We start from the raw sequence: 26,113 nt of genomic DNA on the forward strand, positions 1-26,113 counted from the left end.
GGTTAGGGATAAAACGCTACATACCAAAAAAAGTAGTTGCTATTTTGAGTGAGAAATTCTCGTTTCAGGTTTTGGCTGAGTGTAGTCAAACAAAAGCACGCGCTGGATTTTTTCTAACACCACATGGTCGTGTAGCAACACCACGATTTATGCCAGTGGGAACGCTGGCTAATGTAAAAACAATTACTACAGCGCAGTTGGGAGAAACAGGAGCGCAAATGGTGTTAGCTAACACCTATCACCTCCACCTGCAACCTGGCGAAGCAATTGTCGCAAAAGCTGGCGGTTTGCACTCGTTTATGCACTGGCATGGACCAATGCTAACTGATTCGGGTGGATTTCAAGTTTTTAGTTTAAGTGAATTGCGGCAAGTTACTGACGATGGCGTGACGTTTCGTTCGCCGCGCGATGGTCAAGTGATTAATATCACACCAGAAAAATCAATTCAAATTCAAAATGCGCTGGGTGCAGATGTGATTATGGCATTCGATGAATGTCCGCCTTACCCTGCAAGTCGCGAAGCGGTTACGGATGCGACAAATCGAACTTACCGTTGGTTAGAACGTTGTATCGCTACACATCAACGTCAAGATCAAGCATTGTTTGGCATTGTTCAAGGCGGCGTTTATTTAGATTTACGCGCCCAAGCTGCGCTCGAAGTTGCCAAATTAAATTTACCAGGATATGCGATCGGTGGTGTGAGTGTTGGAGAACCGCCCGAATTGATTCATCAAATTGTTGAAGCAACCGCGCCATTACTTCCGCGCGAAAAACCGCGTTACTTAATGGGTGTGGGTACGTATCGCGAAATGGCAAAAGCCGTCGCCGCAGGTGTGGATTTATTTGATTGCGTGATTCCAACACGATTAGCGCGACATGGGGCGGCGTTAGTTCAACAAGGCGATCGCTGGAATCTTAAAAATGCACGGTTTCGCGAAGATTTTACGCCACTCGATGAAACGTGTCCTTGCTACACGTGTCAAAATTTTACCCGCGCGTATTTGTGTCATTTGGTGCGATCGCGCGAAATTTTAGCTTATACGCTTTTGAGTATTCACAACATTACCGAACTCATTCGCTTTACCCAACGAATGCGCGAAGCAATATTAAGCGATTCCTTTGCAACTGAATTCGCGCCTTGGCTAACACAATCGGCAGTGACAGATTCATCAAACACTTGATTACGATAAACATGATATGTACAGTAGTCATAAATCCTTTGTGAGGAACTCTTTTTCTCTTTTCTTTAAACCTCCTACATGAAGAGAATCGCGAATAAATTCACTGCTAGATAAACAAAGTTCACCTCCGTTGACTTAATAATAAAACTCTTAATCTTAGTGTGCAAAGCAGCACACTTCGTTTGGGTAGCACCGACTTTAGTCGAAAGGCATCTCCGTTTGTGTTCTACCCTACATGCGTCTACGTTTCCCAAAGAATCTCACGAATAAAAATTGTTTATCAACACAAACAGCAATAATTAGCAGAAATTGCCATATTGAATTCATAGATGTGTCTATGATGATTTAGAAAAAATATATAAGCCAGCAAGAAAAATGAAAAATAATTTATTCTTAGCGCAAGAGAAGGTTAATAGACTTCTTGCATGAATCACAAACGCCCTCTGACTGAAGTCAGGGGCTACTCAAGCAAAGTGTACTTTCGTACACTGAAGCAAGACTTTTATCAATAAGTTCACAGTGATATAGCCGTCTCGTTGGGGTAGTTAGGACATTGAAGGTACCAATAACCATTACCCTAACTGATTTTCAACCTGACCTCTGCTATAGATTGTCTTTTGTTTGGCTGCGAATTGATTTGTCAAGCATTCATGCAGGCGGTTTAATGAGTTTTGCCAGCGGTGGGAAATTATAGAACTTTCACTGTTTAGTTCTGTACTGCGAGATGATTTTCGTGCTGATAGTGATATTGATGTATTAGTAACTTTTACTTCAGATGCGCCTTAGATATTAATAGATTTAGTTAATATCCAACAAGAACTAGAACAACCCTTGGGAAGAAAAGTTGATTTTACTGAAAAACAAAGGCAAAAAATATTAAGTCTCGCAAAAACAGTTGATGTCAAGAGATAAAGCTACGCTTTTAGACTTAGCCAAAGCAAGTCGTTTAATTTTGTAGTTTACTCAAGGCATGGATAAGGCAAAATTTGAAATTGACCTCAAAACACAGTCGGCTGTGCGTCATCAAATCGCTATTCTTGGAGAAGCAGTGAAACGTTTTCTGCACCCTTTAATAAATAGCTCGTAAATTACAGACAAGTTATACTACCATAGACCGATTACCGTTTAGCATCATCAAAATTCGCATTTGCTCAGAACACTGCCTAACTGGCGGTGGAAGGATGCAGAATACACTGTAAAGCAAATCTGCTAAATGTCACTTCACAACAACTATGGGTACAGTCAATACGATTAAACCGACACTGTTAGTATGGGATGCTGTTGCGCTCATTGTTGGTGTTGTTATCGGTGCTGGGATTTTTGAAACACCCTCGCTTGTCGCTGGTAATGCGAGTAATAGCACTATGGTACTGCTGACATGGTTGTTAGGCGGTGGTGTATCCATAGTTGGTGCTTTGTGCTATGCAGAACTGGCAACAACGTATCCTCATCCTGGTGGTAACTACTACTACTTGCAACGTGCGTTTGGCAATAGTATTGCCTTTTTATTCGCCTGGGCGCGGCTAGCAGTCATACAAACGGGTTCGATTGTCTTGCTCGCGTTTGTTTTTGGCGACTATGCTTCGCAGCTATGGCGTTTGGGAACTTATTCGGCTTCGATTTATGCCGCAGTGGCGATCGCTTTACTCACGGGTTTGAATATCCTGGGCGTACGCCTGGGAAAATGGACGCAAAATTGGTTAGCCGCAGCCCAAGTACTCGGCTTACTCGTACTGATTTTCTTTGGACTTGCGTTAGCAACACCCGCAGCTACCGCAACAGCAACCGCGCCGACAGCAACATCCTCAGGAAATTTTGGGTTAGCAATGGTGTTTGTACTGTTAACTTATGGTGGTTGGAACGAAGCCGCGTTTATTTCCGCCGAGTTACACAACGTGCAAAAAAATATGCTGCGATCGCTGTTGTGGAGTATTGGCATTATCACCACAATTTACTTGCTAGTGAACATAGCTTTCTTGCGGGGGCTAGGTTTAGCAGGTATGGCAGAATCAGAAGCCTTAGCCGCACAATTAATGCGTCAGGCGGTGGGCGAATCTGGGGCGATATTTATCAGCTTATTAGTTGTTGTCACGACTTTGTGTTCGACTAATGCGACGATTTTCACAGGTGCGAGGACAAACTATGCGCTAGGACGAGATTTTTCGCTGTTTCGCTTTTTAGGACAATGGAAAACCCAAGGAAGTACGCCAGCCGCAGCATTACTTGTACAAGGGGCGATCGCCATATTACTTGTATTACTCGGCACAATTACGCGTAACGGGTTTGAAACAATGGTAGATTATACCGCCCCTGTGTTTTGGTTCTTTTTCTTACTGACGGGCGTGTCGCTATTTGTTTTGCGCAGACGCGATCGCGAAATTGTTCGTCCGTTTCGCGTTCCGCTGTATCCATTCGTTCCGCTATTATTTTGTGTGTTCTGCGCTTATATGCTGCAATCTAGCTTAGCTTATACCGGAGTTGGAGCGTTAGTAGGTGTTGCAGTGTTGCTAGCTGGTGTACCGTTATTAGTCATCACGCGGATGATGCGTGACAGTAGCATAAGGAGAGAGTAATGCAATTAAGACGAACAGCATGGGTGTTAATGACAAGTATTGGCTTCGCCGTAGGAGTTGCAGGATGTAACTCGCAAACGTTAACGAATGCGCAAACCCCGCAAGTTGAAACTCCTACTCAAAGTCCCGAACGTCAACCTGATGTCGTTTACGTACCAACCCCGCAAGAAGTCGTAGACGAAATGCTCACGCTTGCCAAAGTTACAAAAGATGATGTTATCTATGACTTAGGTAGCGGCGATGGTAGAATACCGATTACCGCAGCACAAAAATATGGTGCGCGGGGTATAGGCATTGATATTAATCCAGAACGAATTCGCGAAGCTAACGAAAATGCTCAAAAAGCCGGAGTTACCGATCGCGTTCAGTTTCTTCAGCAAGACTTGTTCCAAAGCGACTTTAGCGAAGCAACAGTAGTAACGCTGTATCTACTACCGGAACTAAATGTTAAGCTACGTCCTCAATTATTCAAACAACTCAAGCCAGGTACGCGCGTTGTCTCCCACGATTTTGATATGGGTGACTGGAAACCAGATCGAGTCGTGCAAACGCAAGAAGGTTCGACAATCTACTACTGGGTAATTCCTGAACAGATTCCAGCTAATTTACGCGACACGGACTCAAATACGTAAAAAAAGTAGGTGAAAATTGGTAACTGGTCATTGGTAATTGGAAGAATAATTAACCTATTACCAATTAACGCCAGTTGTCTCAACGGAGGACACCTCCGCACGACACTGGCTCCCCATTACCTCAAAGAAGGGCAAGTATCGAACGAGGCAGGAATCACTTTGCACTTGAACAAGGAGCTACTCCATGAATCGCTATACGTTCGCTGCTTTCGGATTTTTGCTAACAACAATTGTGTCTATACCTATTGCGCGAGGTGAAACAGCATCAAACGCTACAGTAATTCGGTCGCATACGATAAAACTTACGCCCTTTACCTTGGTTTCTTTAGCGTACCAAGGACATTATCGCAGTCAAGGTATTCGTGGATATAGTGGTATGTTTGCGGATAGTAACGACGGGCGAATTAGTGCCGAAAAACTCGTACAAGCGGCGGTTAATGCTGGAGAACTCCCTGCACAAACCTTAAACGATCAAGGATTTATTAATGCCGTTGACGCAAATTTAGACGCTTTAGAAATCCCAAATACGCAATAATTTCTTGTCAGTTAATGCAACGGCGACGCTTTGGATCTATTACCGCGACTGAAGCGATCGCCTTACTCTTCTTTGAGTAATTAGACACTTATTAATTTTCTTCGGGTTTTTACTATCTCAGGTGTATGCCTATTTTTATCATCTTGTCCTTGAAATCCAAGCCTTTCATAAACACTACCACCTATCCCAGGGATAACTTCTCCTTTGGAAGTCTGCTGATCGTCTTTAGCAAAATAAAAGAATCGAAACTTATCGTAAGTAGATTGTTCAAATGCATTGCGTAGTTTTTCTTCTGCTTTATAATAAATCACTGGAGCTACTATAAAAATATTTTCAGGTTCGATATTCTGAATTAGGTTAATCAGATTAGTTTTAACTACACAGGCTCCTGAGATAATAGACTTAACGATAATTAAATAATTAACAGTACTTGAAGGTTCTTGATATTTTCTTAAAATTGGGGCAACAGTTATATCTTCCACTTCAAACGGAGAAAAACGCTGATTCCAAAAACACGCAAAAGCAACTTTTGGAAGCTGCTTTTCTAGGCGTAAGAGCATACCTTTGGCTAAAAAATCAGCGTCTTCAACTGTACAAGCAAGATATACATTGCATTGCTCGTGACTAATTTGAGCTAAGATTACATCACCCAGAGCCATACCAAGTTTAACCATAGTGGTTCTATAAAGATCTGGCGCACTATTCTTATCTGCTAGAGCCTCTAGCAATATCTTGGTCCTTTCATTGGCAAACTCTGAGTAGGTTCTTGTCATATTAGGAATCCCTCAAGTTCATCGAAGCAAGTAGGTTTATGCCTTTTAACAATTTCCTGAAATCTCTTAAACTCCTCTTTATCACAACTGTAGGGTAAGATGCCCACGTCAAGTCCGTCTTTGTACTTCCAATGTAGAAACCCCTTAGTCAGATTATATTGGAAATCCTCGATCTTGCTCAAAATATTTTCGACTTCAGGGTCTAACTGCCATTCTTTACTAAAAGAACGAATAAAGGAAGGTGTTGATGCTTGAGCTTTTTTTAAAATATCCTTAAGAGAATTGAACTTACTACTGGATGTCCAGGCTCCTAGTAGTACAAAGGCTACACATTCAATCTTATCTGGCTCTGGATTGTCAGAAGCACATAGGTACTCTATAGCTTGTCGAAAAGAATCTTTCTTAATAACTTTTTCTAAGCTATCTTCATAGGGAAAGTAAATTACTTGGCTATACTTCTCAATAGAATTCGGAATATCTACTTCTAACTTAGCTAGGAGATTTTTGCAAGAAACTACTAAGTGTAATTGTGATTCTTTTGATAGCGACTTATTTAACTGATGCTGTTTCTGAAAGTCGTTAGCGATTGAGCGCTTAGATTTTTTACTCCAAGTGAGATCTAAACTATTTTTAAGCTGATAATGTCGAAGAATACTTTTATCTATAAACTCAACGATTAAATCGTCAACAAATGCCAAAACTTGATTTGATATGTGTATTTCTTGATTTTCTTCAAGCACTTCTGGAGATAAAAGAACTATTTGATAAATAGCAAAGTAATTTTCGTATGTGTTACCTTTTGCGTTGTTGCTTCCACCACGATTTTTATCCTTCAAATATTTGAGTTCATCATCGCCAAAAAGCTTTCTAATCAGTGCCTCTTCATCCATCTGCAATCTTTAAATAAATTTAGGCGAGTACAAAAGTACTTATTAAATTCATCCTATTCTATCTGTCTGTTACCAGTAGCAAATTTGTACAGATAGTTTGTTGTTGCGACCAAACACGGAAGTGTGAAGCGTTGGTTTGTTGTCATACGTAGATGTGCGATCGCGCTTAGTGAGCTTAAAACTATTTATGATGACTTTGCTCTACCAAAGCGTGTTAAGATACTTATCGATTCTGAAAGCTGTGTTGAAAAGGTTGATTTAAACATGGAAGCTGCAATGTTGTTAGCAAAACTCCCAGAGGCTTATTCAATTCTAGATCCCTTGGTAGACGTTCTTCCTATTATTCCAGTATTTTTCTTGTTGCTCGCGTTTGTGTGGCAAGCAGCTATCGGCTTTAAGTAAGCATAAATTACTAGACAAAATTTCATGAGGACAGGCTAAGTTACCTGTCCTTAATTGTTTAACTGCGATTGCCAATAGATTTTTGAAAAGCAGGTCGTTCTGATAATCGTTTCATATAATTGAGAACATCAGGATAGTTGCTAAGGTCTAACTTGAGCATAATTGGGATGTAGCAAAGCATCGAACCGACGGCAACATCGGTAACGCTAAAAGAATCGCCTAGTAAAAACGGTTGTCGAGACAAAATTTCGTTCAATGGTGTTAATAAGCGAGGCATTTCGCGATCGCGGCTCGCTTCGACAAAAATTCCAGGTCCTAGCGTAGCATTAGCAAATAGCACCCATTGTGCGGCAATTGCCCGTTCTTCAGGTGACGAAATTTCTTTACCATATTTTTCAGCAAGATACAATAAAATTGCGCCAGATTCCCAAAGTTGAAAATCTCCATCAACAATCGCCGGAACTTTGCCCATCGGGTTGGTCGCGAGAAAATCAGCTTGGCGGTGTTCTCCAGCTTGCATATCCAGCAAGACAAATTCGTAAGGAACGGCTAATTCTTCCAAATACCATTGAACAATCGACGCACGGCTACGCGCGCCACCATAGAGTTTGAGCATGATTAGCTTTGATATTTACAGGACTTTGTGAGTATAATCGTGCTGCTTCACATTGTCTTCTTTTGTGACAACGCGTTGCATATTTAACACGCGCTTGCGCTCAGTCGAGTAATTAAAGTCACTACGGATTGTACCTTGCGGAATATGTTCCTGCGCGACAGGACGAGCTTTATAGGTACGTGCAGCGGCGATCGCGCGTTGCACAAACTCCTCACTAAACTGCGCCGCAGCGGGACATTCTGCGGGTTTCTGGGGTTGATCGCCTGCGAGTACCGCACCTAAAGTCGTTCCCCACGCTTGTTGATAGGAAGTTGGAATACCTTTGACGATCGCTTCTAACGCCGCCGACGGAATTGGTTCGATAATTTGCAATTCATGTACTTCTCCCTCTGCTTTGACAAAGCAAGTCGCTAAGCCAAGCACAAGATAATCATTTTCCGTTAAATCGGGAGCATCAGGATAGACAGAAGCTGTTGCCATAAGATTGCCATCAATTCTTCAAGGGACTGACACACGAGAGTGGTAGTGGTTGCATTGTACCAATTTGATGTACTGCTCCTAACGAGTCCATATCTATCGTAAAGATTGATCTGAAGTCGCAAGTATTAGGTTACTAGCCACTGTATTAATATTTACACTTCTGGAATGGAACCAACGAAGGATGAAGGATCAAGCATAGAGGTGAAGTATGAAAGTATGAATATTTCATGTTTGAAGATCAACATTCAGACACCTGAATAACTGACACAAAAGCAAAACCATTACTGCCAAGAAAGTTATACGTTATAGGGTATTGAGCTATTGCTCAGTTATATTAATTATGAATAGTCAATCATTAAAATCGCCTCAAGCTTATCAACATCAACGCCAACCAGTCACCTGGAAGCAAGATTCGTTGGCATCTCAGTCACAAATATTGCCAGATAAGTTTTTACGTAGTTATGCGCGCTCCAAGGCGCAACAAGGAGACTATACAGAAGCGATCGCTTTACTCGATCAGCTAATTACCCGCCATCCAGAAGATGCGATTGACTACAACAATCGCGGGTTAATTTATTTCCAAAGCGGGCAATTGTGTCCGGCACTTGCTGATTATAACACCGCAATTCAACTCAAACCGACATTAGCTAGTGCTTATAACAATCGCGCGAATTGTTATGCTGCGTGTGGGCAATTAACAGAAGCACTCGCCGACTATGATACAGCGATTGACCTCAATCCTAGTTATGTGCGAGCTTGGATCAACCGTGGAATTACATTACGCGAATTAGGACAATACGAACAAGCTATTGAAAACTTTGATATTGCTGAAATTTTAGGTCAATTGCCCGCAAACATTTACGCTGAACGCGGTCGGACGTACCATCTATGGGGAGACTGGAATTTAGCGATCGCTGACTATCGTCGTGCGCTTGAGTTAATATCAGAAGACGATCTACGCCTGCGTTACCAAGTCGAAAATTGGTTGGCGCTGTTAATTAAAAGTTAGTTGTTCGTTGTCGGGTAATAGGTAATGGATATTGTTTTCAATTACCAATGACCAATTACCAGCCCCTAAATTACTATTTATTGTTGTACACTGGTTCATGGCTTTCTTCCAGCCTCAATTTACTGGAAAAAATAATGCTGCACGGACTGTAGGACGCGATCGCCAATCACTAGCGATCGTGTTGAGTATCACTATAATCTTATTCGGCGGTATAGGTAGCCGTTTAGCATATTTGCAGTTAATTGAAGGGGCGCAACTGCGACAGCTAGCAGATAGTAACCGAATACGGTTAATTCCGAAACAACCCGAACGGGGCAACATTTTTGACCGTAATGGCAAAATTTTAGCAAGTAGTCGTCTATCTCATGCGGTCTATATTTGGCCGCAAGCGCCTAAAAAAGCAACTTGGCAAACTACGCGAACTCGTCTAGCAAAGATTCTCAACATCCCAGAAACCGAAATTCAACAGCGATTAGACAAAGCTGGAGATAATTCACCTACATTAGTACGAATTGCGCGCGACCTTAATCCGGCTCAAATTACCGCTTTAGCTGAATATCGCAACGAACTACGCGACGTTGAAGTATATATCGAAGCTGTACGCAATTATCCCAACCAAGAAATTGCGGCTCATGTTCTTGGGTATACAGGAGAAATGAACGATGAAGAGTTAGCGAAAAAGCGTAGTGAAGGGTATCGCTTAGGAGATGTAATTGGCAAAATGGGTGTAGAATCCGCGTTTGAACAGCAGCTACGCGGAGAATGGGGCGGTCAACAGGTTGAAGTTGATGGCGCTGGGCGAATTTTGCGACTTTTGGGCGAAAAACCAGCTAAACCAGGGCGCGATGTCCATTTAACGATTGATTTGAACGTACAAAAAGCTGCGGAAGCGGCGTTAGGACAACGTCAAGGTGCGATCGTCGCCCTCGATCCTAACAATGGTGAAGTCTTAGCAATGGTCAGTCGCCCTGCGTTCGATCCTAATATTTTTTCTAAACGCGTAACTCCTGAAATATGGCAGCAGCTACAAAGTAAACAACATCCCTTTGTTAACCGCGCTTTACAAAGCTTTCCGCCAGCCAGTACGTTTAAAGTTATTACAACCACGGCGGGAATTGAATCAGGAAAATTTGCGCCTAACGCAACGTTACCAACGTATGGTTGCATGAATATCGGTGGAACGACGTTTTGCGATTGGAATCGTGCAGGATTTGGTCGTTTGGGGTTTGTCGGGGCGCTAGCGTGGAGTAGCAATACATTTTTTTATCAAATTGGTCGAGAAATTGGTGGAGCAACACTAATCGACTGGACGCGCCGTTATGGTTTTGGTAAGAAAACGGGGATTGAATTAGCATCCGAAGAATCAGCAGGGTTAGTCGCGGACGATTCCTGGAAACAGAAAAATCTCAATTTACCTTGGAGTGTCGGCGACACCGTTAATATGTCAATTGGGCAAGGATTTTTGCAAGTCACGCCGTTACAACTGGCGGTGATGTTTGCTGTCCCTGCTAACGGTGGCGATCGCGTTCAACCGCATTTATTAAAAGACAATGAAGTCTCAAAATGGCGCGAATCATTGAATTTAAAACCAGAAACGGTGCGCGTACTGCGTCAAGGATTACGCCAAGTCATTTCTGGCGGTACAGGACAAGTTCTTAATGTACCAACACTTCCACCTGTTGCTGGTAAAAGTGGGACTGCGCAAACTTTTCGCAAGCAGGCTCATGCTTGGTTTGGTGCTTACGCCCCTGCGGATAAACCAGAAATTGTTGTTGTCGCGTTTGCGGAACATTCCGGCGGTGGCGGTGGTAAAGTTGCTGCACCAATGGTGTTAAAGGTGTTAGAAGCGTATTTCAAGAAGTAACACCTTGAGCTATGCGGATGTTTACAAGGTCGAGTACAAAAAACATATCACCTTGGTACATTAGCGTTATATTTAGAGAACGAACTATCAGTGCGTCCTACGATGGCTCTTCCGACTCCTCTATACACTACAGACTACGGTGTAGCTTATGTTGGTGATTCCCTTGAACTGCTAGATCGACTTGAATCTGATTCAATTGACTTGGTAATCACTTCACCACCTTTTGCTCTACAACGTAAAAAGACTTATGGAAATGTAGAACAGGAAGATTACGTTAATTGGTTATTTGAGTTTTGCAAAAAAGTTTATCGAGTTCTTAAATCAACTGGTAGCTTCGTACTAGATTTAGGTGGTGCTTATCAAAGCAAACGCCCAGTTCGCTCTCTCTACAACTATAGAATTTTAATTAAACTTTGTGATGAATTAGAATTTAGGCTTGCTGAAGAATTCTTTTGGTTCAACCCAGCAAAACTACCCTCACCAATTGAATGGGTTAATAAGCGAAAAATTCGAGCAAAGGACTCTGTAAATACCGTATGGTGGCTTTCAAAAACTGACAATCCTAAAGCTAATGTAAGCAATGTTTTAGTGCCTTACTCTGACCGAATGAAGAAGTTACAAGCAGAGCCTCAAAAATACTATAAACCAAAAGAAAGACCTTCAGGTCATGATATTGGTAAAAACTTTGCCACTGATAACGGTGGTGCTATCCCATCAAATTTGTTGGAAATTCCAAATACTGAAAGTAACTCAAGCTACATTCAATTATGTAAATCTATTTCCATACCTCCTCATCCTGCAAGGTTTCCGCAAAAGTTACCAATGTTCTTTATTAAATTCTTGACTGAACCAGGTGATAAAGTTTTAGACATCTTTGCAGGCTCAAACACTACAGGTTTTGTAGCTGAACAATTACAAAGAAACTGGATAGCTTTTGAAAAAGATTTAACCTATTTGGCTTCTTCATCTTTTCGTTTTCTAGATAAATCTCAAAACCCAAAGGATACTCTTACTCTTTATGAACAGCTTCTTTATCAACACGACTCTATTTATCTTACTACCTCAAAGCAATTAGCTCTAAAATTGTGAAATTTGCTTGAAATTAGCAAATTGTTTTAAGTTTTTGTTCACCTTGCCTAGGATAAACTAGTTTACCTTCTTTCTCAATTAACGCTAAAGGAATTTTAGGATTATTAATAGATTTCATTCCTTCAAAAATCCTAGATTCCCAGTAACTAAACTTCGATTCAAGCGAAGTAGGAGCAACTCTGTATATAGCTTTCAATACTATTCCTTCATAAACAGCAATATACCAAGCTTTTACCGCACGATATTTAGCTAAAATATCAAGGTTAAGATGATGATGTGTAGTCACACTCCTACTCAAAAGTTTATTAATTGTTTTTAGTTCATATTTATGTCCTTCTGCATCAATCGCATCATTTCCTTCACATCCAGGTGATATCCGCAAGCCAAGCAAGATCAAAACTTGAAGAACTTTGCCTCCATTATCCTGAAAAACATCATTGATACCGTACTCGTTGGCAAGGGTCTGTAATTCTTGTATAGCTTCAAGTGCAGTCTGCAATCTTTCTAAATCCGAGCGACGTTCTTTAGTTGTGTTAATCGGTTCTTCAACAGGTTCAACAAGAGAAGGAGGAACTACCGGAGTCTGTAATTCCGTAAGAAAGTTTGTACTAATTTCTGTTTGAGGTGTGACATTCATTAAGTACGGTACTGATACTTTCAGAGCTTCAGCAATATCTAAAATTGTCTCAAAGGATGCAGCGCGTTCACCACGTTCTATGTAGCTGATATGCTCAACTGATTTATCGATAGACTCTGAAAGTTGTTCCTGCGTTATTCCTCTTTCTCTACGAAGTGCTTGAACTCTGTTTCCAAAAAGCTGTTTAGCTTCTTCATATCTGTCAGAACTCATACAACTTGAAACGAACTATAAGTGCGTCTCGCATCGTATAAAAGACGCAACACTAGCAGAACGAACTGAAAGTACGTTTTTATTTTGATTTCCTGTAATTAAACTCTTCATCGAGATTATAGCCATCTAGCCGAACACTCTTTGGTATGAGTGAAGCAATATCCTAAGCAGAGGAATTAAGGCGTTGGTTTAATATTACGCGCTCTGTAGAATGTTTCCAAGCTGTGGCGATCGCCCTACTTTAAATTTGCTGCTTACCAAGCCAACCAACTCGCTTTATGGTCTGGATAGGAACCTGTTCATAGCTGTGTTACAAACTAGCCAACGTTTACTGATCTGTCCACTCGTCACACATCGTCTTTATGGATTCAACGATGGTACTAGCTTTTAAGTTACAGATAGGTACGTCTGTACGCCACAACTATTGGCAACTTTAGCTAGCCGCTCGTCTATAGTGGCTAGTGGTAAACCTTCCCGCATTGCTAACTCTAGATAAGCAGCATCGTAAGCAGAGATGATTAGACTTCGACCTAATGCTAGCGTATCTCCCATAGCGCGTTGTGCGGTTTGTAAATCGATAACAATTGGCAATGCTTGTAGTAGAGTAATGACTCTAGTTGTTTGTGCTTGCGTTATTCTTCCTCGACGCTCAGCAACTAGCAACACGTTCGCAACTTCTAATGACCACAACTGTGGCGTTAGTGCTTCTACTCCATCTGTATTAAACGAATTTAAGACTGCATCGGCATAACTGTTCGTCTCGTCAATCAAACACCAACTCATCGTTACCGAGCAGTCTAAAACAAATTGACTCAAAATCGTCTTCCCTCTGCGATCATGTCTCTCACAGATATCCTGTCTAATGCAATCTCCTGCCGAAGCGATCGCAACTGTTCAATCGCCTGTGCAATTGTTATTTTAGAAGCGGCTGTTGATGATGTCAGTTGCGCAATCGGGACTCCGTGTCGAGTAATAACAATCGTTTCACCTTTTTCGACTTCTTCTAGCAGTCGGGGTAAGTGAGTTTTTGCCTCGTAGGAACCAACGGTCTTCATTGCTTTTCGCCATGCTATCTTGTTAGACTAGTTTAACACTAGCCTGAAATCAATTTGCTGATTTGATCTGATGCTGTTTACTACTATCAAATTGAGCGCTGTTTTCTTTCAGCTTCAAACTCAGCACCAGTAATCGACAAACCGTTTGTATTCAGGAATTTACTACAGTGATGGCAACTTATCATGTAACTCTGGCTCAACATCTGGTACTTTCGCCAAAATAGCCTTGTATCTTGCCTGATCGCCTCGCTTTCCTCGCTCTTGCAGATAGCTTTTAGTCGTTAGTGCAGAAATTTTCTCGGCAACTGCCAAAGCAACAAATTGCTCAATCGAGATTCCATCCTGCGCTGCAAGTTGCTCTAAACTTTGATCCAGTGAATCGGGTAATTGGATCTTTAGCGTGTTCATGGCAATGCTGCGATGAACTTCAAAAGCTTTGCCGGTGTAATTGCACTTACTCCAAATCGCTCAATCCCAGCAAAATCAAGAATATTATATGTTACTGCACTATGACATCCTGCTTTGAGTGCCAGTTCCAAAACTATATCGTCTTTTGGGTCAGGAAGATAAGGTCTCCAAAGAACGAAAATTTGATGATGTACTGCAACCGAACAGTAAAAATCGATCAGATCCTGAACATCTGCGGCACTAATCGATACATTGGAAAGCTTCCTTAACAGTACTTATTCATACTCTAGAACTAGTGGTACGGAAAGATGAATATCAAATTGCTGACTACCAACAAGCTTTAGTAGCTGAAAAGCACTACCATTTCTGGAACGTAGTTCAGCAATTAGTACGTTAGTGTCAATGATAATTTGTGGAACAGGCATCAGATGAGCAGAGGAATCTTTAAGTCAACATAACAAGAATCGTCAAAAAGAGTTTTTGCTTCCTCAAACGAGACTGTATGCGATAAATTACTTGCTGCCTTGTTCTACTTAAACTGTATCAAGATTAGAACTGCCTAATTGGGAGTTTTTTTGGAAGTTTCGCTGCGATCGCCCTTCTCTAGGCTACACAACAAGCAGAACGTACTTTAATGAAAGACCCACTTGAGAACACATAATAACTGTGTCCTCGCAACCTAACTAATGTGAGAATTGATTAAGGAGTTGGTTTGATATTACGCGCTCTGTAGAATGTTTCTAAGCTGTGGCGATCGCCTACGTATCTCCAGTGCCAAGGCTCATAACTTATCCCTTGAGGATTATCTTGCGGAAATGAGAGTTCAAAGCTAAAACGTGCAGCATTTTGTTCGAGCCATTTAAAAGCTTTAGTATTCTCAAACGCGGTACTTAAGTTTGTGGCGGGGACGTTGGCATCACCAATATCAACCGCGTATCCGGTATGATGTTCGCTGTAGCCTGGCGGCGCACTGACACTGGCGCGTTTTGTTGTTGCTTGTCCGCGTTGCGCTTTCACGTCAAAAAAGAGGTGTTCTTGCTCGTTTGTGGAGCGAAAGCCCGAAATTGGGACTAATCGCACGCCATCAGCCCTAGCGGCTGCTACCATAGCCTTAAATTGCTTGGCTGCGGATGATCGCAGTTTAATCCGCCCGTCAGACGTAACCGGTTCTAGTTCAGATTGCGGCGCTTCCTCATAGGCAAAATGCCCTAAAAGTAATTCAGAATCGTCGTCTGGGGGGTTGACAGGTGCAGCAGATTGTGTAGGGGATGGACTAGCAACGATCGCGGGCACAGGAGCCGCATTTTTTTGTACTGCATTGAAATAAAAGACACCGCTAACAGCTGCGATCGCACCTAAACCGAGTAAGCTCAAAATCAACGCTGGCGATCTTTTGCGAGGTTTAGTAACAACAGCGCGATCGTCCCGCAAAGCTTCTGGAATATCATCTCCTGAGTGAGTTGTCAAATTTTGTCCTTTTCTTTTAGAAAATTCAGTGTTCACGCGCTCACTCCTGCATCAGACTTCAGCACTAGCTCATTTTAGATTAGCAACGCCCTAGGAAAAATCAAATTCCAAAAGCACTCAGGATTTTAGAAATATTTTGTAAATATAGGGGAGTGATCTCTCTTCTTTTTGCTTTTCGATTCGGGCAAGGTAGTGCTTTGCCCTTGTTACCCCTCGCCCCTCTGTTCCATGAACCTCATTGCCATCTACGCACCACTCATCGGATTAGTTTTATTAGGATTAATACTCGGACGATATTTGCCAAAAGTTGTTGCGACGCGTGTAGGTCAATTTCTGTTTTGGGTGGGCGTACCTATCAGTATTATGGCATTTTTGCGCCAAGCAGACCTATCAGGACAAGTTTGGATTGCACCGGCGATCGCCTGGATTGCCATGATCCTCGGAGTCGTTTTTGCTGCAATAGGAATTCACTTTCGGCGATACGTGCAAACAAATGCCATACCTTGGCGGCGACCGACTCAAGGTAGTTTTCTGTTAGCCGCAATGGTGGGAAATACAGGTTATCTTGGTTATCCGATTACGCTAGCGATCGCAGGTACGCAATATTTTGGTTTTGCCTTATTTTACGATTTACTAGGAACAACGCTTGGAGCTTATGGCTTGGGTGTTGCTATGGCAGCGCGGTATGGGGGTAGCGTTCACAATTATCGGGAACTTGCACAAGCGATTTTAATTAATCCCTCATTGTGGAGTTTTGGGTTTGGCTTCTTTTTTCGGCGAGTCTCCTTACAAGCATCCGCTGCTGCAATTCTTCAAGGATCAGCTTGGACAATGGTAGCGCTATCTTTAGTTTTGATTGGGATGCGGCTTAGCCAGTTGCATTCTTGGCACAGTCTACCTCGTGCTTCAGCGAGCTTACTGATTAAAATGCTGTTAGTCCCACTCATCCTAGGCAGCGGCTTATCGCTGTTGGGGATTAATGGTATCACTCGGCTTGTTTTAGTTTTGCAAACCGCAATGCCACCAGCTTTTGCTACGCTTGTCATTGCCGAAGCTTATGACCTCGATCGCGATTTAGCCGTGACAGCGCTTGCTGTTGGTACAATTGGTATTCTGTTTTTGCTACCAATTTGGATTTATCTATTTGGTTGAAGCCGATTCATAACTCGCCGCAAGTTCTGCGGGTTCCATTTTTTCGTAGTGTTCAAACGGTTGGTGAATCCACGGGTTATCAGGTAAGTAATCTACATAGTAATCTGGAACGATGACTGAACAAGCTTTGTACCACAATACAGCGGTACGAATCTCCTGGATGCGATCGCCAAAGTTTTCGTTTAACCAAGGAATGGTTTGTTGCAGTGTCACACCCGAATCAACGAGGTCGTCAACTAACAGAATATGCGAACCGATTTCGGGAGTTGTCATCGTCAAGCTACGGGCAAAAACCAGTTCCCCCCGCGTCTGCTTACCCGCGCCAGTATAGGAGGAAGTTGATAAAATTGCTAGCGGTTGCTTGTAGATCCGCGACAGAACATCGCCAACGCGCAATCCACCGCGCGCGAGACAGACAATTTGGTTGAAGTGCCAATTTGATTGATAAATTTTAACGGCTAGCTGTTCAATTGTCTGGTTGTAATCTGACCAAGAAACGTAAAAGTTTGCCATAGGAAGTGCGATCGAGGGCGGATACTAGGGTGGGAAGCGTTTTATTTTAGTATGAGTGCAATAGTACTATGAGTGAATCATCTCCTGAAGCCTATCCTGCCAAATCACAGTTAAGTGAAAAGCTGAATTTAAAAACAAAATTAGCTTACGGCGCAGGAGATTTAGGTCCAGCAATTACCGCAAATATTACCGCATTTTTTTTATTAGTATTTTTTACCAATGTTGCGGGAATTAGCCCTGGGTTAGCGGGTGCTATTTTACTGATTGGTAAAATTTGGGATGCGATTAACGATCCGATTGTCGGCGTGTGGAGCGATCGCACAGTATCGCGCTGGGGTCGTCGTTTACCTTGGCTATTTTGGGGCGCGATTCCCTTTGGCATTTTCTACGTTTTGCAGTGGGTAATTCCACAATTTAGTACAAATCCCACCGCGCAACAGTGGGGCTTGTTTTGGTACTACGTGATCATTTCAATTTTTTTGAATGCGATGTATACCGTTGTGAATCTCCCTTATACTGCACTCACTGCCGAAATTACCCAAGATTACAACGAACGCACGAGTTTGACGAGTTTTCGCTTTGCTTTTTCGATTGGTGGTAGTATTATTTCGGTTATACTGGCACAAATTGTCTTTTCCTCAATTCCCGATCCGCGACAGCAGTATTTCGTCTTAGCGATCGCGATTGGTGTTTTAGCTGTATTACCTTTGTATTGGTGCGTTTGGGGAACGCGCGATCGCGTGGTTGCACTTGAAGCCCAGCGTCGCGATCATTATTCTACTGAAGAATCCCTTCCTTATTTACAGCAACTAAAAATCGTTTTCAGCAATCGTCCATTTTTATTTGTTATCGGTATTTATCTCTTTTCTTGGTTAGCTGTACAGGTCACAGCCGCAATCATTCCCTACTTTGTTGTCAATGTTATGGGTTTAAGTGACACCGCAGTTCCCACAGTTATTATTGCGGTTCAAGGAACAGCGTTACTGATGCTATTTGTCTGGAGCTATATTAGCGAACGTCTTGGCAAGAAAGCTGTATATTTCATGGGTATGAGTTTGTGGATTATTGCCCAAATTGGACTATTTTTCTTACAACCAGGACAGTTAACGTTTATGTACGTCCTCGCAGTGTTAGCAGGCTTTGGTGTTTCCACTGCATATCTGATACCATGGTCGATGATGCCGGATGTGATCGAACTTGATGAGTTAAGAACCGGACAACGCCGCGAAGGAATTTTTTACGGTTTCATGGTATTACTACAAAAATTTGGCTTAGCATTCGGCTTATTTTTGTTAGGAGTTATCCTTGAATGGTCGGGTTTTCAAGAAAGCGTTCCAGGACAACCAATTCCCGTACAACCTGAAAGTGCATTGCAAGCAATTCGTTTTGCGATCGCTCCTATTCCCACACTTTGCCTCATCTTGGGTTTGGTTTTAGCGTATTTTTATCCCATCACCCGCGAAGTTCACGCACAGATTTTATTGCAGTTAAAAGAACGCGATCGAGGTAGTAGCTAAATTCAGATTTTGAGGATGCGATCGTGGTTTGTGAAGTCTAATACTTTACAAGAGCAACCATTGCAATGCTGTCACCTTATTGAATTAGATTAGCAGTGGTGAATGAAGAAAATTTAGTACCACACAACGAATAATTTGTTTGCTTGGAATATAATCCAGAATAATTCTTGCTATTGTGCCAAATAGGGGAGATGTACAGAACATTTCTGCATAATAATGTAGTTAGACCGCTCCATTTTAGTTTTCAGGATAGCAACCTAACAACTACTCATCTCAAATTGGTGTTGTCGAAAGGTTATTAACACATAACTATGAACACAATTACCTACAGACTACCGCAGATTGGAGACGAGCATCAAATTAGTGGTTGCATGTGGGCTTCTGCGGTTCTATGGGAATTGACTGATGGTACACCAGAAAGCGTTGCCGAATGGAAAAAGCTGTGTAACCCAGAAGAATTAAAAGACAGAATCTTAAGTGGTGAGAAAACGCTAGTTGCAACGTGGAATGAAATCGTTGTTGGATTTATTGCCTTTAAGAGGGGCAATCATTTGTCATTGCTGTTTGTCCGAAGAGAATTTTCTGGGCAAGGAATCGGTCGAGAACTTTTCACCCGATGCAACTATGATTTGGATGAAGTCACTGTTAACGCCGCAGAAGAAGCAGTTGGCTTTTACCAGAAAGTAGGGTTTATACAAAGCGGCGATCGCTTTTTCAAACATGGAATATGGGGAACACCCATGAAGTGGATCAACCTTTCACACGAAGTCATGGAATAATCTGATGGAGAACTTGCCACTATTGATGTGCAACCGTAGATATTAAGGTCAAGCCTATGACAATTCGACAACCCCGCTACAGCAAAGAAGAATTTGCTCGACGTGGCGATGAAATTTATGAAACTCAGGTGCGCCAGCAAGTCGAGGAAGGCAATCACTGCAAGATTGTGGCGATCGACATCGAAATCGGAGATTTTGAAGTCGATCAGAGCGAAATTGCTGCCTGCGATCGCCTTGAAGCCCGTCACCCCGATGCCCAAATCTGGATTGTTCGCATTGGTTCTCGTCATGTTCGTCGTTTTGGCGGATGTACCCAAAGAACTGCATGATTACTGGGTTCGTTGTTAACGTTGAGTTTGAGCCGATTCTTCCCGTGTCAATTCGCCGTGCTGATGGCAAAGTTTTTACGCAAGATGCAATCGTCGATACAGGCTTTAATGGTTGGCTTTCTCTGCCTCGAGACTTAATCACTCAGTTGAATTTGACATAGAAAAGGCGAGGACGAGCAATTCTTGGAGATAGCAGCGAGTGCGTTTTCAACGTTTACGAAGCAGTTGTCATCTGGGATGGAACACCAATAACAATTCCAGTAGACGAAGCCGATTCAAAACTACTTGTTGGAATGTCGTCAATGGAAGGCTATCAACTAACAATACAAGTTTTTGAGGGCGGTCAGGTCGAACTCCGCAAAGTTGGCAGGGTTTAACAATCCCGCTGCACGCTGACCGTACAGAGTCTTTTCGTTAAATCCGAGATATTGTTCGCGGCGGGTGAACGGGGTCGTTATACTGCAAGCCTTCCTCTGGGGTAGTTTAGATATTTTGTCTGTCAGCCCTAAGCATTATAGAAAATTATGAGTGAGGAGATGATGTGAATTTTATTGACGGGGCGATCGCATTTTTTATAATAATTTGATCGCGCCGCTTTGGTAGAATCGGCTTCTACTACTATCTCTTGGATACTAGGTTCCGAATCAAGATTTACTCGTGCTGATTTGGAAACAGTAGCCATGAAGGCGGTTGCTCTTTATGAAGAATCTTAGTTACATAGTGCGTAACGTTATAGTGCGAGGCTTCCTGTAGAGGAGTTTATTCTATTTCGCTAATAAGCCCTAAGCATTATGGAAGATTATCGCTTTGGTTAAAAGTGAGATAATCTGAGCATCAGAGGAAGGCAGGTAAAACTCTAGTACAGTTCTAAGCAGTGTAGATTGGGATTATTCAACAGTTCTTGAATTGCCTGCGCCCCAGAACGAATTAGAGCTTCAACTTGGTTAGTTGCTGTATTCCCGCAGCGCAGCCATACAACTTTAGGTGGTGAACCGTACAAACGGCTTCGCTCTGCAAAGTCTGCATCTTGAGTGACGATGCAAAAATCGTTTTCTCTAGCAAACTCCTAAATTTTAGTGTCAGTCTTCTCTTGTAGTTCATGAAACTGCACATGACTCGAATCAGGAAAAATATCTGCTAGTCGAGTAGCCAGCTTACGGCTTAAATTCTGGTCAAACAGTAGCTTCAAGCCGCACCAACCGCAGCCACGAGACGATGCTCTCGATCAGCAGCAAATTCTAAACAAGCCCTAATATCTGCTTCTGTCAACTCAGGAAAGTCATCTAGGATCTCAGCGTGAGACATACCCGCTGCTAGCCAACCGAGAACGTCGTAAACGGTGATTCTCATGCGTCGAATACAGGGTTTACCACCTCGTTTGTCGGGTTCTATAGTAATGATGTCGCGATAGCTCATTTTTTTATAAGCCGTATAATGCGTCTCTAAGTTTAGAATAGCCTAATAATGTGTGGCAACGGAAGGAACTAAGCTCTTCAATTGAGGTGGTAAACAACTTTTGCCACCGTTGAGCTTCATCCTTGTACTGCAAGTCTTCTTGTGGTATGGCTTGTATGTTTTGCTTGTATGCCCTAGGTGTATAGATTATCGATGAGAGGATGATTTGAATGTTATTGATAAGGCGATCGCCCACATCTGTAGTAACTCGATAAGGCGATCTGCTAGGCACGTTTTTAGCTTATCCTGATCCCAAAGAGCAGGCGATCGCACTTATAGAAGTATTGGGTTTCACAATTGCAAACTCCGCATAATAAGTAGTTAGGTTTTCCGAATTCGTAGGGTGAATTATTGTAGTGAATCACCGAAACTAAAGCCGTCGTAGAGAAGATTCATGAAAGCAATTGTCTGCACGAAATATGGATCGCCAGATGTTCTTGAACTGCAAGAAGTTGAAAAACCTACTCCCAAGAGCAATGAGGTATTGGTAAGAGTCTATGCCTCAAGCGTAACGGCTGCCGATTGCATGATGCGCAAGGGAACCCCTTTTTATGGCAGGTTATTTCTTGGTCTGATGAAACCTAATATTTCAATCACTGGAACTGGGTTTGCTGGAGTAATTGAAGCGATTGGCGAAGAAGTAAAGCTTTTTAAAGAAGGCGACTCCGTATTTGGAGAAACTGGCGTGGGTTTCAGTACAAATGCTGAGTATGTGTGTTTGCCTGAAGAGGGTTTATTGGCAACATTACCAAACAATATGACTTATGAAGAAGCCGCCTCCATTTGTGATGGCGCTTTAACCTCATGGAGTTTCCTGAAAGATATTGGCAAAATTCAGAGTGGACAAAGCGTTTTAATTAATGGGGCTTCTGGTAGTTTAGGAAGCGCTGCGGTACAGATTGCTAAATACTTTGGGGCAAAAGTGACTGGCGTATGCAGTACGACGAACTTAGAGATGGTGAAGTCTCTGGGGGCTGACAAAGTTATTGATTACACAAAAGAAGATTTTACTAAAACTGATCAGACCTATGACATTATTTTTGATACGGTTGGTAAGAGTTCGTTTTCACATTGCCAAGGTTCGCTAAAAGCTCAAGGAGGCTATCTTTCACCAGTTCTCATACCGCTTCTATTGCAAATGATGTGGACTTCAAATGAAAGCAAAAAAGCGAAGTTTTCTGCCACAGGTTTGCGACCAATTTCAGAGCTTCGAGGTCTCCTCAATGAACTAAAGGAGGTTATTGAGGCAGGAAAGATGAAATTGGTTATGGATAAAAGTTATCCTTTAGAACAAACTGCCGAGGCTCATAGATATATCGACAAAGGACACAAAAAGGGAAACGTAGTCATAACTGTCAAGCACAACAAAAGCTAACAACCGCTTTGAGCAGGCGATCGCTATTAAGTTCAACGCTATTGAAACTCTGAAGATGCGATCGCATTTTCTCTAATACAAGTTGTAGTTTGCTTTCGCATAGCAGTTACAAAGGGCTATTTAATTTGATAACCTTGTTTTCTCAAAACTCTTTCTAACTGAAAAGGGAAAATAATACGTCTTTCAATTAAAATCTCGCCTAATTTTTTCCGACTCATCGTCTGTTCTTTCAAAGCTTGCTCTAGTTCATATTTTAAAATCAATCTTTCTTTTATAAGAATTTCACCAAGTTTAATTTGCTCAGGACTCAAGATTCTTTTGAGTTCTTCTGAAGATATTATTCGTTTGGCAAGTAACTGAGCAGCCAGTTCTTGATTCTTTCTATGAATTTCTAATAATTCTTGTTGTAAATGTGCTTGAATCATCAGATCTTTTTATTTATAGCTGTTTTGATGAGTTAATTTTAATTAGAGATTAGACAAGTTATGCAAAGTTGATTAATTGTATTTATTATATATTCTCTGCTGTTGAGCTATATGTGGTTTAGCAATCATAAATATCTGTATAAAGAATTAGTAAATACTTACGTATTAATACTCAATATGACAAAATTTTACTAAAGCAGAAATACTCTAAATAAATAATAAATAAACTATTTCTACGATTGTGCAAGTTTATGAAGTGAACTCAAAATTCAGACTCCAAAACTTTGCAACATTTGACATTATGATATCGCTCCAGCCTTGATTGAAGATTGTGGCGATCGCACCATGATTAATAAGACTTTCTTAATTGATTGCCGTTAAAGATATTTGTAGGAGTTATGGGTTAAAAGTTGGTGACAGGACGATCGCATTGCTTATGATGAGTTTGATATGACAATTGCTCTTGTACTCGCCGAAAGAATGCTGTAACCTCTAAAACGTCAGCTTAGTAAAGTACAATAATACAGTTGATCTAGTAGAGATGGTTCAGCTAGCTGCGTGCGATCGCTTCAAACACAACGCGTAATTGGATTGTGCAAATCTCAGCAAACTTTAAGAACTAGCAAGGACTCGGTTAGCCGTTGGCAATGGCTATTAAAGTAGAAATACTAACTACTATAGATTTAATGAGCTTGTCATAAGGGAGAACGCGATCGCTATGGGTATGACCCTCACAGAAAAAATTTTGGCTAAAGCTTCAAATCGAAAGGTTGTCGAACCAGGAGAAAATATCTGGGTTGATGTTGATGTCTTAATGACGCACGATGTTTGCGGTCCTGGTACGATTGGCGTATTCAAGCGCGAATTTGGCGAGGATGCGAAAGTTTGGGATGCAGAGAAAATTGTTTTGATTCCCGACCACTATATTTTCACCGCCGACGAACGCGCGAATCGTAACGTTGATATTCTCCGTGAATTTGCGCAAGAGCAAGGTATTAAATATTTTTATGATATTACTGATCGTGCTAACTTCAAAGCCAATCCAGATTACAAAGGCGTTTGTCACATTGCTTTAGCTCAAGAAGGTCATACTCGTCCTGGTGAAGTCTTATTTGGTACCGATTCGCATACTTGCAATGCGGGTGCTTTTGGTCAATTTGCCACAGGGATCGGCAATACCGACGCGGGTTTCATCATGGGAACTGGTAAGCTATTAATTAAAGTTCCGGCAACAATGCGGTTTGTTCTCAATGGCGAAATGCCAGATTACTTGTTGGCAAAAGATTTGATTTTGCAAATCATTGGCGATATTAGCGTTTCGGGTGCAACTTACCGCACAATGGAATTTGCAGGCGAAGCCGTGCAACGGATGACGATGGAAGAACGGATGACGCTGTGCAATATGGCGATCGAAGCTGGTGGAAAGAATGGCACGATCGCACCCGATGAAACAACGTATGAGTACGTCCGCGCGCGGACTGATAAACCTTTTGAGTCGTTTTACACCGATAGCGATGCGAAGTTTTATAGCGATCGCACCTACGATGTCTCGCAACTCGAACCCGTTGTCGCCAAACCGCATTCACCAGACAACCGCGCTTTAGCACGAGAATGTCGCGATGTCAAGATAGATCGCGTGTATATTGGTTCGTGTACTGGAGGCAAAACCACCGATTTTGTCAACGCTGCTAGAATCCTCAAAGGTCATCAAGTCAAAGTTCCTACATACATCGTTCCCGCAACGCAAAAAGTCTACGAAGACTTGTTTACATACAAATACGACGGACAAACGCTTTCTGAAATCTTCCTCAATTCTGGTTGCATCGAACCGGCTGCACCTTCGTGCGCGGCGTGTCTCGGAGGACCTAAAGACACATTTGGACGCATGAACAAACCCGAAGTCTGCGTTTCCACAACTAACCGCAACTTCCCTGGGCGCATGGGTGAAAAAACTGCGCAAATTTATCTTGCTTCGCCTTACACTGCTGCTGCTTCGGCATTGACAGGTTACGTCACCGATCCGCGTGAATTTTTGGGTTGAGGATCAACAAGGTGGGCATTGCCCACCTTACTGTATGAGATGTTAATGCGGGCGATCGCAACTCACGATGCATCAAGCTTCACAAGCGCAGAAATTACGGTGTTGTCAACTTAGGAAATTAAAGTGATATTGACCAATATTGATAGTATCTTTGCTATGAGAACACACTAACTATGACTGAGCTACTTGAACAAGCGATCGCTCGATTGAAAACCTTACCTGCTAGCGAACAGGATGCGATCGCTGCAATGATTCTGGAAGAACTTGAAGATGAAGTCCAATGGGATGAGGCATTTGCCAAGTCCAAAAATACCCTTGCCATGCTTGCAGCCGAAGCAATGGCTGAGGATCGCGCAGGGAAAACCCAAGAGTTAGATCCAGAAACCTTGTGAAGTCACGCACCACCACCCAATTCCGTAAAGCATTTGCCGATCTACCTGAGCAAGTTCAAGAGCAAGCACGTGAAGCGTATCGCCAATTCAAACAAGATCCCAATTATCCAAGTTTACGTTTCAAAAAGGTGCATCCAGAATTACCAATTTATTCTGCTCGGATCAGTAAAAATTATCGGGCAGTTGGACAGTTAGATGGAGATGCGGTCATTTGGTTTTGGGTCGGTTCACACGCAGAGTATGACAAGTTAATCTCCCAGTTGTAGCGTCAGCAGCGTAACCAGCGCGTTGCAGCAGACGGTCAAAAGCCT

At 42.2% G+C, this 26,113-nt stretch carries 33 protein-coding genes and 2 pseudogenes; 19 read left to right on the top strand and 16 right to left on the bottom strand.

Annotated features, from left to right (window positions below; all coding sequences use genetic code 11):
• The first annotated feature begins 44 nt into the window (after positions 1-44).
• From tgt to GLO7428_RS12765, 6 genes and pseudogenes are all read left to right on the top strand, one after another.
• Positions 45-1,181 carry a tRNA guanosine(34) transglycosylase Tgt gene (gene tgt, locus GLO7428_RS12750; RefSeq protein WP_015188966.1) on the top strand — a complete coding sequence of 379 codons (1,137 nt, stop codon included), beginning with the start codon at positions 45-47 and terminating at the stop codon, positions 1,179-1,181.
• A gap of 675 nt (positions 1,182-1,856) precedes the next feature.
• Positions 1,857-1,967 (top strand): annotated as a pseudogene (locus GLO7428_RS29480) (nucleotidyltransferase domain-containing protein); the annotation flags it as partial.
• A 184-nt stretch (positions 1,968-2,151) separates the two neighbouring features.
• Positions 2,152-2,268 (top strand): hypothetical protein, encoded by a 117-nt coding sequence (locus GLO7428_RS29740; protein ID WP_369792505.1) that lies wholly within the window; start codon positions 2,152-2,154, stop codon positions 2,266-2,268.
• A gap of 145 nt (positions 2,269-2,413) precedes the next feature.
• Entirely contained in the window at positions 2,414-3,754 is a 1,341-nt protein-coding gene (locus GLO7428_RS12755) for an APC family permease (RefSeq protein WP_015188967.1), read from the top strand.
• A complete protein-coding gene (locus GLO7428_RS12760) occupies positions 3,754-4,386 on the top strand; it encodes a cyclopropane-fatty-acyl-phospholipid synthase family protein (protein ID WP_015188968.1) in 633 nt (210 codons plus the stop codon). The genes GLO7428_RS12755 and GLO7428_RS12760 overlap by 1 nt, the downstream gene beginning before the upstream one ends.
• A 184-nt stretch (positions 4,387-4,570) precedes the next feature.
• Positions 4,571-4,921, top strand: a complete 351-nt coding sequence (locus tag GLO7428_RS12765; protein WP_015188969.1) for a hypothetical protein — start codon at positions 4,571-4,573, stop codon at positions 4,919-4,921.
• A gap of 80 nt (positions 4,922-5,001) precedes the next feature.
• Here the strand turns inward: GLO7428_RS12765 and GLO7428_RS12770 are convergent, their stop codons facing one another.
• Together GLO7428_RS12770 and GLO7428_RS12775 are read right to left on the bottom strand one after the other, a co-directional pair.
• A complete protein-coding gene (locus tag GLO7428_RS12770; protein WP_015188970.1) occupies positions 5,002-5,694 on the bottom strand; it encodes a hypothetical protein in 693 nt (230 codons plus the stop codon).
• Positions 5,691-6,584: a hypothetical protein gene (locus GLO7428_RS12775; RefSeq protein ID WP_015188971.1), complete on the bottom strand. Its 894-nt coding sequence runs from the start codon at positions 6,582-6,584 to the stop codon at positions 5,691-5,693. The genes GLO7428_RS12770 and GLO7428_RS12775 overlap by 4 nt, the downstream gene beginning before the upstream one ends.
• 264 nt (positions 6,585-6,848) lie before the next feature.
• On the opposite strand from GLO7428_RS12775, the gene GLO7428_RS12780 reads away from it, so the two are divergent.
• The gene (locus tag GLO7428_RS12780) at positions 6,849-6,986 is read left to right on the top strand and encodes a photosystem II reaction center protein K (protein ID WP_041919137.1); all 138 of its coding nucleotides are present in this window, start codon (positions 6,849-6,851) and stop codon (positions 6,984-6,986) included.
• Positions 6,987-7,044: 58 nt separating this feature from the next.
• On the opposite strand, the gene GLO7428_RS12785 is transcribed toward GLO7428_RS12780, so the two are convergent.
• Positions 7,045-7,602 carry a glutathione S-transferase family protein gene (locus tag GLO7428_RS12785; RefSeq protein WP_015188973.1) on the bottom strand — a complete coding sequence of 186 codons (558 nt, stop codon included), beginning with the start codon at positions 7,600-7,602 and terminating at the stop codon, positions 7,045-7,047.
• A gap of 15 nt (positions 7,603-7,617) precedes the next feature.
• A complete protein-coding gene (locus GLO7428_RS12790) occupies positions 7,618-8,082 on the bottom strand; it encodes a hypothetical protein (RefSeq protein ID WP_015188974.1) in 465 nt (154 codons plus the stop codon).
• Between the two features lie 340 nt (positions 8,083-8,422).
• On the opposite strand from GLO7428_RS12790, the gene GLO7428_RS12795 reads away from it, so the two are divergent.
• The 3 genes from GLO7428_RS12795 (at position 8,423) to GLO7428_RS12805 (ending at position 12,044) form a co-directional block, all read left to right on the top strand.
• Positions 8,423-9,091 carry a tetratricopeptide repeat protein gene (locus tag GLO7428_RS12795; protein WP_015188975.1) on the top strand — a complete coding sequence of 223 codons (669 nt, stop codon included), beginning with the start codon at positions 8,423-8,425 and terminating at the stop codon, positions 9,089-9,091.
• A gap of 97 nt (positions 9,092-9,188) precedes the next feature.
• Positions 9,189-10,955: a penicillin-binding protein 2 gene (mrdA, locus tag GLO7428_RS12800; protein ID WP_015188976.1), complete on the top strand. Its 1,767-nt coding sequence runs from the start codon at positions 9,189-9,191 to the stop codon at positions 10,953-10,955.
• Between the two features lie 102 nt (positions 10,956-11,057).
• Positions 11,058-12,044, top strand: coding sequence for a site-specific DNA-methyltransferase (locus GLO7428_RS12805; RefSeq protein ID WP_015188977.1), 987 nt, complete (start codon positions 11,058-11,060; stop codon positions 12,042-12,044).
• A 13-nt stretch (positions 12,045-12,057) separates the two neighbouring features.
• Here the strand turns inward: GLO7428_RS12805 and GLO7428_RS12810 are convergent, their stop codons facing one another.
• The 6 genes from GLO7428_RS12810 to GLO7428_RS12835 all read right to left on the bottom strand — a co-directional run bounded on the left by GLO7428_RS12810 (position 12,058) and on the right by GLO7428_RS12835 (position 15,860).
• Complete coding sequence (locus GLO7428_RS12810) at positions 12,058-12,894, bottom strand: helix-turn-helix domain-containing protein (RefSeq protein ID WP_015188978.1); 837 nt, start codon at positions 12,892-12,894, stop codon at positions 12,058-12,060.
• 387 nt (positions 12,895-13,281) lie between these two features.
• The gene (locus tag GLO7428_RS12815) at positions 13,282-13,710 is read right to left on the bottom strand and encodes a type II toxin-antitoxin system VapC family toxin (protein ID WP_015188979.1); all 429 of its coding nucleotides are present in this window, start codon (positions 13,708-13,710) and stop codon (positions 13,282-13,284) included.
• Positions 13,707-13,949 (bottom strand): type II toxin-antitoxin system Phd/YefM family antitoxin, encoded by a 243-nt coding sequence (locus GLO7428_RS12820; RefSeq protein WP_015188980.1) that lies wholly within the window; start codon positions 13,947-13,949, stop codon positions 13,707-13,709. The genes GLO7428_RS12815 and GLO7428_RS12820 overlap by 4 nt, the downstream gene beginning before the upstream one ends.
• Before the next feature lie 162 nt (positions 13,950-14,111).
• Complete coding sequence (locus GLO7428_RS12825; RefSeq protein WP_015188981.1) at positions 14,112-14,357, bottom strand: CopG family transcriptional regulator; 246 nt, start codon at positions 14,355-14,357, stop codon at positions 14,112-14,114.
• Between the two features lie 275 nt (positions 14,358-14,632).
• Complete coding sequence (locus tag GLO7428_RS28495) at positions 14,633-14,782, bottom strand: PIN domain-containing protein (RefSeq protein ID WP_196797361.1); 150 nt, start codon at positions 14,780-14,782, stop codon at positions 14,633-14,635.
• Positions 14,783-15,056: 274 nt separating this feature from the next.
• Positions 15,057-15,860 carry a M15 family metallopeptidase gene (locus tag GLO7428_RS12835; protein ID WP_015188982.1) on the bottom strand — a complete coding sequence of 268 codons (804 nt, stop codon included), beginning with the start codon at positions 15,858-15,860 and terminating at the stop codon, positions 15,057-15,059.
• A 192-nt stretch (positions 15,861-16,052) separates the two neighbouring features.
• On the opposite strand from GLO7428_RS12835, the gene GLO7428_RS12840 reads away from it, so the two are divergent.
• Positions 16,053-16,976, top strand: a complete 924-nt coding sequence (locus tag GLO7428_RS12840) for an AEC family transporter (RefSeq protein ID WP_015188983.1) — start codon at positions 16,053-16,055, stop codon at positions 16,974-16,976.
• Here the strand turns inward: GLO7428_RS12840 and GLO7428_RS12845 are convergent.
• Positions 16,965-17,489: a phosphoribosyltransferase gene (locus GLO7428_RS12845; protein WP_015188984.1), complete on the bottom strand. Its 525-nt coding sequence runs from the start codon at positions 17,487-17,489 to the stop codon at positions 16,965-16,967. The genes GLO7428_RS12840 and GLO7428_RS12845 overlap by 12 nt on opposite strands.
• 68 nt (positions 17,490-17,557) lie before the next feature.
• On the opposite strand from GLO7428_RS12845, the gene GLO7428_RS12850 reads away from it, so the two are divergent.
• The 4 genes from GLO7428_RS12850 to GLO7428_RS29030 all read left to right on the top strand — a co-directional run bounded on the left by GLO7428_RS12850 (position 17,558) and on the right by GLO7428_RS29030 (position 20,275).
• Positions 17,558-19,006: an MFS transporter gene (locus tag GLO7428_RS12850; RefSeq protein ID WP_015188985.1), complete on the top strand. Its 1,449-nt coding sequence runs from the start codon at positions 17,558-17,560 to the stop codon at positions 19,004-19,006.
• A gap of 311 nt (positions 19,007-19,317) precedes the next feature.
• Positions 19,318-19,785: a GNAT family N-acetyltransferase gene (locus GLO7428_RS12855; RefSeq protein WP_015188986.1), complete on the top strand. Its 468-nt coding sequence runs from the start codon at positions 19,318-19,320 to the stop codon at positions 19,783-19,785.
• A 56-nt stretch (positions 19,786-19,841) separates the two neighbouring features.
• On the top strand, positions 19,842-20,114 hold the full coding sequence (locus GLO7428_RS12860) for a hypothetical protein (RefSeq protein WP_015188987.1): 273 nt from the start codon (positions 19,842-19,844) through the stop codon (positions 20,112-20,114).
• Positions 20,111-20,275, top strand: coding sequence for a hypothetical protein (locus GLO7428_RS29030; protein ID WP_231295483.1), 165 nt, complete (start codon positions 20,111-20,113; stop codon positions 20,273-20,275). The genes GLO7428_RS12860 and GLO7428_RS29030 overlap by 4 nt, the downstream gene beginning before the upstream one ends.
• A 344-nt stretch (positions 20,276-20,619) precedes the next feature.
• On the opposite strand, the gene GLO7428_RS27850 is transcribed toward GLO7428_RS29030, so the two are convergent.
• The 4 genes and pseudogenes from GLO7428_RS27850 to GLO7428_RS27855 form a co-directional block, all read right to left on the bottom strand.
• A complete protein-coding gene (locus tag GLO7428_RS27850; RefSeq protein WP_155823721.1) occupies positions 20,620-20,796 on the bottom strand; it encodes a hypothetical protein in 177 nt (58 codons plus the stop codon).
• Positions 20,797-20,970: 174 nt separating this feature from the next.
• Positions 20,971-21,303: pseudogene (locus GLO7428_RS12870) on the bottom strand (DUF5615 family PIN-like protein).
• Positions 21,300-21,530, bottom strand: coding sequence for a DUF433 domain-containing protein (locus GLO7428_RS12875; RefSeq protein ID WP_015188988.1), 231 nt, complete (start codon positions 21,528-21,530; stop codon positions 21,300-21,302). Before GLO7428_RS12875 ends, GLO7428_RS12870 begins: the two are co-directional and overlap by 4 nt.
• Positions 21,531-21,534: 4 nt before the next feature.
• Positions 21,535-21,801, bottom strand: coding sequence for a hypothetical protein (locus GLO7428_RS27855; RefSeq protein ID WP_155823724.1), 267 nt, complete (start codon positions 21,799-21,801; stop codon positions 21,535-21,537).
• Between the two features lie 162 nt (positions 21,802-21,963).
• Between GLO7428_RS27855 and GLO7428_RS12880 the strand changes: the two genes are divergently transcribed.
• A complete protein-coding gene (locus GLO7428_RS12880; protein ID WP_015188989.1) occupies positions 21,964-22,944 on the top strand; it encodes an NAD(P)-dependent alcohol dehydrogenase in 981 nt (326 codons plus the stop codon).
• A gap of 116 nt (positions 22,945-23,060) precedes the next feature.
• On the opposite strand, the gene GLO7428_RS12885 is transcribed toward GLO7428_RS12880, so the two are convergent.
• On the bottom strand, positions 23,061-23,369 hold the full coding sequence (locus tag GLO7428_RS12885; protein ID WP_015188990.1) for a hypothetical protein: 309 nt from the start codon (positions 23,367-23,369) through the stop codon (positions 23,061-23,063).
• 724 nt (positions 23,370-24,093) lie between these two features.
• Here GLO7428_RS12885 and GLO7428_RS12890 point away from each other — a divergent pair.
• The 3 genes from GLO7428_RS12890 to GLO7428_RS12900 all read left to right on the top strand — a co-directional run bounded on the left by GLO7428_RS12890 (position 24,094) and on the right by GLO7428_RS12900 (position 26,068).
• Positions 24,094-25,410 (top strand): 3-isopropylmalate dehydratase large subunit, encoded by a 1,317-nt coding sequence (locus tag GLO7428_RS12890; RefSeq protein WP_255348392.1) that lies wholly within the window; start codon positions 24,094-24,096, stop codon positions 25,408-25,410.
• Positions 25,411-25,583: 173 nt separating this feature from the next.
• The gene (locus GLO7428_RS12895) at positions 25,584-25,802 is read left to right on the top strand and encodes a hypothetical protein (protein ID WP_015188992.1); all 219 of its coding nucleotides are present in this window, start codon (positions 25,584-25,586) and stop codon (positions 25,800-25,802) included.
• Entirely contained in the window at positions 25,799-26,068 is a 270-nt protein-coding gene (locus GLO7428_RS12900; protein WP_015188993.1) for a type II toxin-antitoxin system RelE/ParE family toxin, read from the top strand. Before GLO7428_RS12895 ends, GLO7428_RS12900 begins: the two co-directional genes overlap by 4 nt.
• Positions 26,069-26,113: the final 45 nt, after the last annotated feature.

The organism is Gloeocapsa sp. PCC 7428 (genome assembly GCF_000317555.1).
Taxonomy (GTDB): domain Bacteria; phylum Cyanobacteriota; class Cyanobacteriia; order Cyanobacteriales; family Chroococcidiopsidaceae; genus Chroogloeocystis.

Bases quoted from the DNA above. Each gene is read 5' to 3' on its own strand.
- GLO7428_RS12775 (WP_015188971.1), bottom strand. From the start codon at position 6,584: ATGGATGAAGAGGCACTGATTAGAAAGCTTTTTGGCGATGATGAACTC.
- GLO7428_RS12770 (WP_015188970.1), bottom strand. From the start codon at position 5,694: ATGACAAGAACCTACTCAGAGTTTGCCAATGAAAGGACCAAGATATTG.
- GLO7428_RS12860 (WP_015188987.1), top strand. From the start codon at position 19,842: ATGACAATTCGACAACCCCGCTACAGCAAAGAAGAATTTGCTCGACGT.
- mrdA (WP_015188976.1), top strand. From the start codon at position 9,189: ATGGCTTTCTTCCAGCCTCAATTTACTGGAAAAAATAATGCTGCACGG.
- GLO7428_RS12795 (WP_015188975.1), top strand. From the start codon at position 8,423: ATGAATAGTCAATCATTAAAATCGCCTCAAGCTTATCAACATCAACGC.
- GLO7428_RS28495 (WP_196797361.1), bottom strand. From the start codon at position 14,782: ATGCCTGTTCCACAAATTATCATTGACACTAACGTACTAATTGCTGAA.
- GLO7428_RS12895 (WP_015188992.1), top strand. From the start codon at position 25,584: ATGACTGAGCTACTTGAACAAGCGATCGCTCGATTGAAAACCTTACCT.
- GLO7428_RS12880 (WP_015188989.1), top strand. From the start codon at position 21,964: ATGAAAGCAATTGTCTGCACGAAATATGGATCGCCAGATGTTCTTGAA.
- GLO7428_RS12825 (WP_015188981.1), bottom strand. From the start codon at position 14,357: ATGAACACGCTAAAGATCCAATTACCCGATTCACTGGATCAAAGTTTA.
- GLO7428_RS27850 (WP_155823721.1), bottom strand. From the start codon at position 20,796: ATGGCTACTGTTTCCAAATCAGCACGAGTAAATCTTGATTCGGAACCT.
- GLO7428_RS12765 (WP_015188969.1), top strand. From the start codon at position 4,571: ATGAATCGCTATACGTTCGCTGCTTTCGGATTTTTGCTAACAACAATT.
- GLO7428_RS12850 (WP_015188985.1), top strand. From the start codon at position 17,558: ATGAGTGAATCATCTCCTGAAGCCTATCCTGCCAAATCACAGTTAAGT.
- GLO7428_RS29030 (WP_231295483.1), top strand. From the start codon at position 20,111: ATGATTACTGGGTTCGTTGTTAACGTTGAGTTTGAGCCGATTCTTCCC.
- GLO7428_RS12855 (WP_015188986.1), top strand. From the start codon at position 19,318: ATGAACACAATTACCTACAGACTACCGCAGATTGGAGACGAGCATCAA.
- GLO7428_RS12760 (WP_015188968.1), top strand. From the start codon at position 3,754: ATGCAATTAAGACGAACAGCATGGGTGTTAATGACAAGTATTGGCTTC.
- GLO7428_RS12780 (WP_041919137.1), top strand. From the start codon at position 6,849: ATGGAAGCTGCAATGTTGTTAGCAAAACTCCCAGAGGCTTATTCAATT.
- GLO7428_RS12890 (WP_255348392.1), top strand. From the start codon at position 24,094: ATGACCCTCACAGAAAAAATTTTGGCTAAAGCTTCAAATCGAAAGGTT.
- GLO7428_RS12885 (WP_015188990.1), bottom strand. From the start codon at position 23,369: ATGATTCAAGCACATTTACAACAAGAATTATTAGAAATTCATAGAAAG.
- GLO7428_RS12790 (WP_015188974.1), bottom strand. From the start codon at position 8,082: ATGGCAACAGCTTCTGTCTATCCTGATGCTCCCGATTTAACGGAAAAT.
- GLO7428_RS12875 (WP_015188988.1), bottom strand. From the start codon at position 21,530: ATGAGCTATCGCGACATCATTACTATAGAACCCGACAAACGAGGTGGT.
- GLO7428_RS12840 (WP_015188983.1), top strand. From the start codon at position 16,053: ATGAACCTCATTGCCATCTACGCACCACTCATCGGATTAGTTTTATTA.
- GLO7428_RS12810 (WP_015188978.1), bottom strand. From the start codon at position 12,894: ATGAGTTCTGACAGATATGAAGAAGCTAAACAGCTTTTTGGAAACAGA.
- GLO7428_RS29740 (WP_369792505.1), top strand. From the start codon at position 2,152: ATGGATAAGGCAAAATTTGAAATTGACCTCAAAACACAGTCGGCTGTG.
- GLO7428_RS12845 (WP_015188984.1), bottom strand. From the start codon at position 17,489: ATGGCAAACTTTTACGTTTCTTGGTCAGATTACAACCAGACAATTGAA.
- GLO7428_RS12785 (WP_015188973.1), bottom strand. From the start codon at position 7,602: ATGCTCAAACTCTATGGTGGCGCGCGTAGCCGTGCGTCGATTGTTCAA.
- GLO7428_RS12755 (WP_015188967.1), top strand. From the start codon at position 2,414: ATGGGTACAGTCAATACGATTAAACCGACACTGTTAGTATGGGATGCT.
- GLO7428_RS12820 (WP_015188980.1), bottom strand. From the start codon at position 13,949: ATGAAGACCGTTGGTTCCTACGAGGCAAAAACTCACTTACCCCGACTG.
- GLO7428_RS12805 (WP_015188977.1), top strand. From the start codon at position 11,058: ATGGCTCTTCCGACTCCTCTATACACTACAGACTACGGTGTAGCTTAT.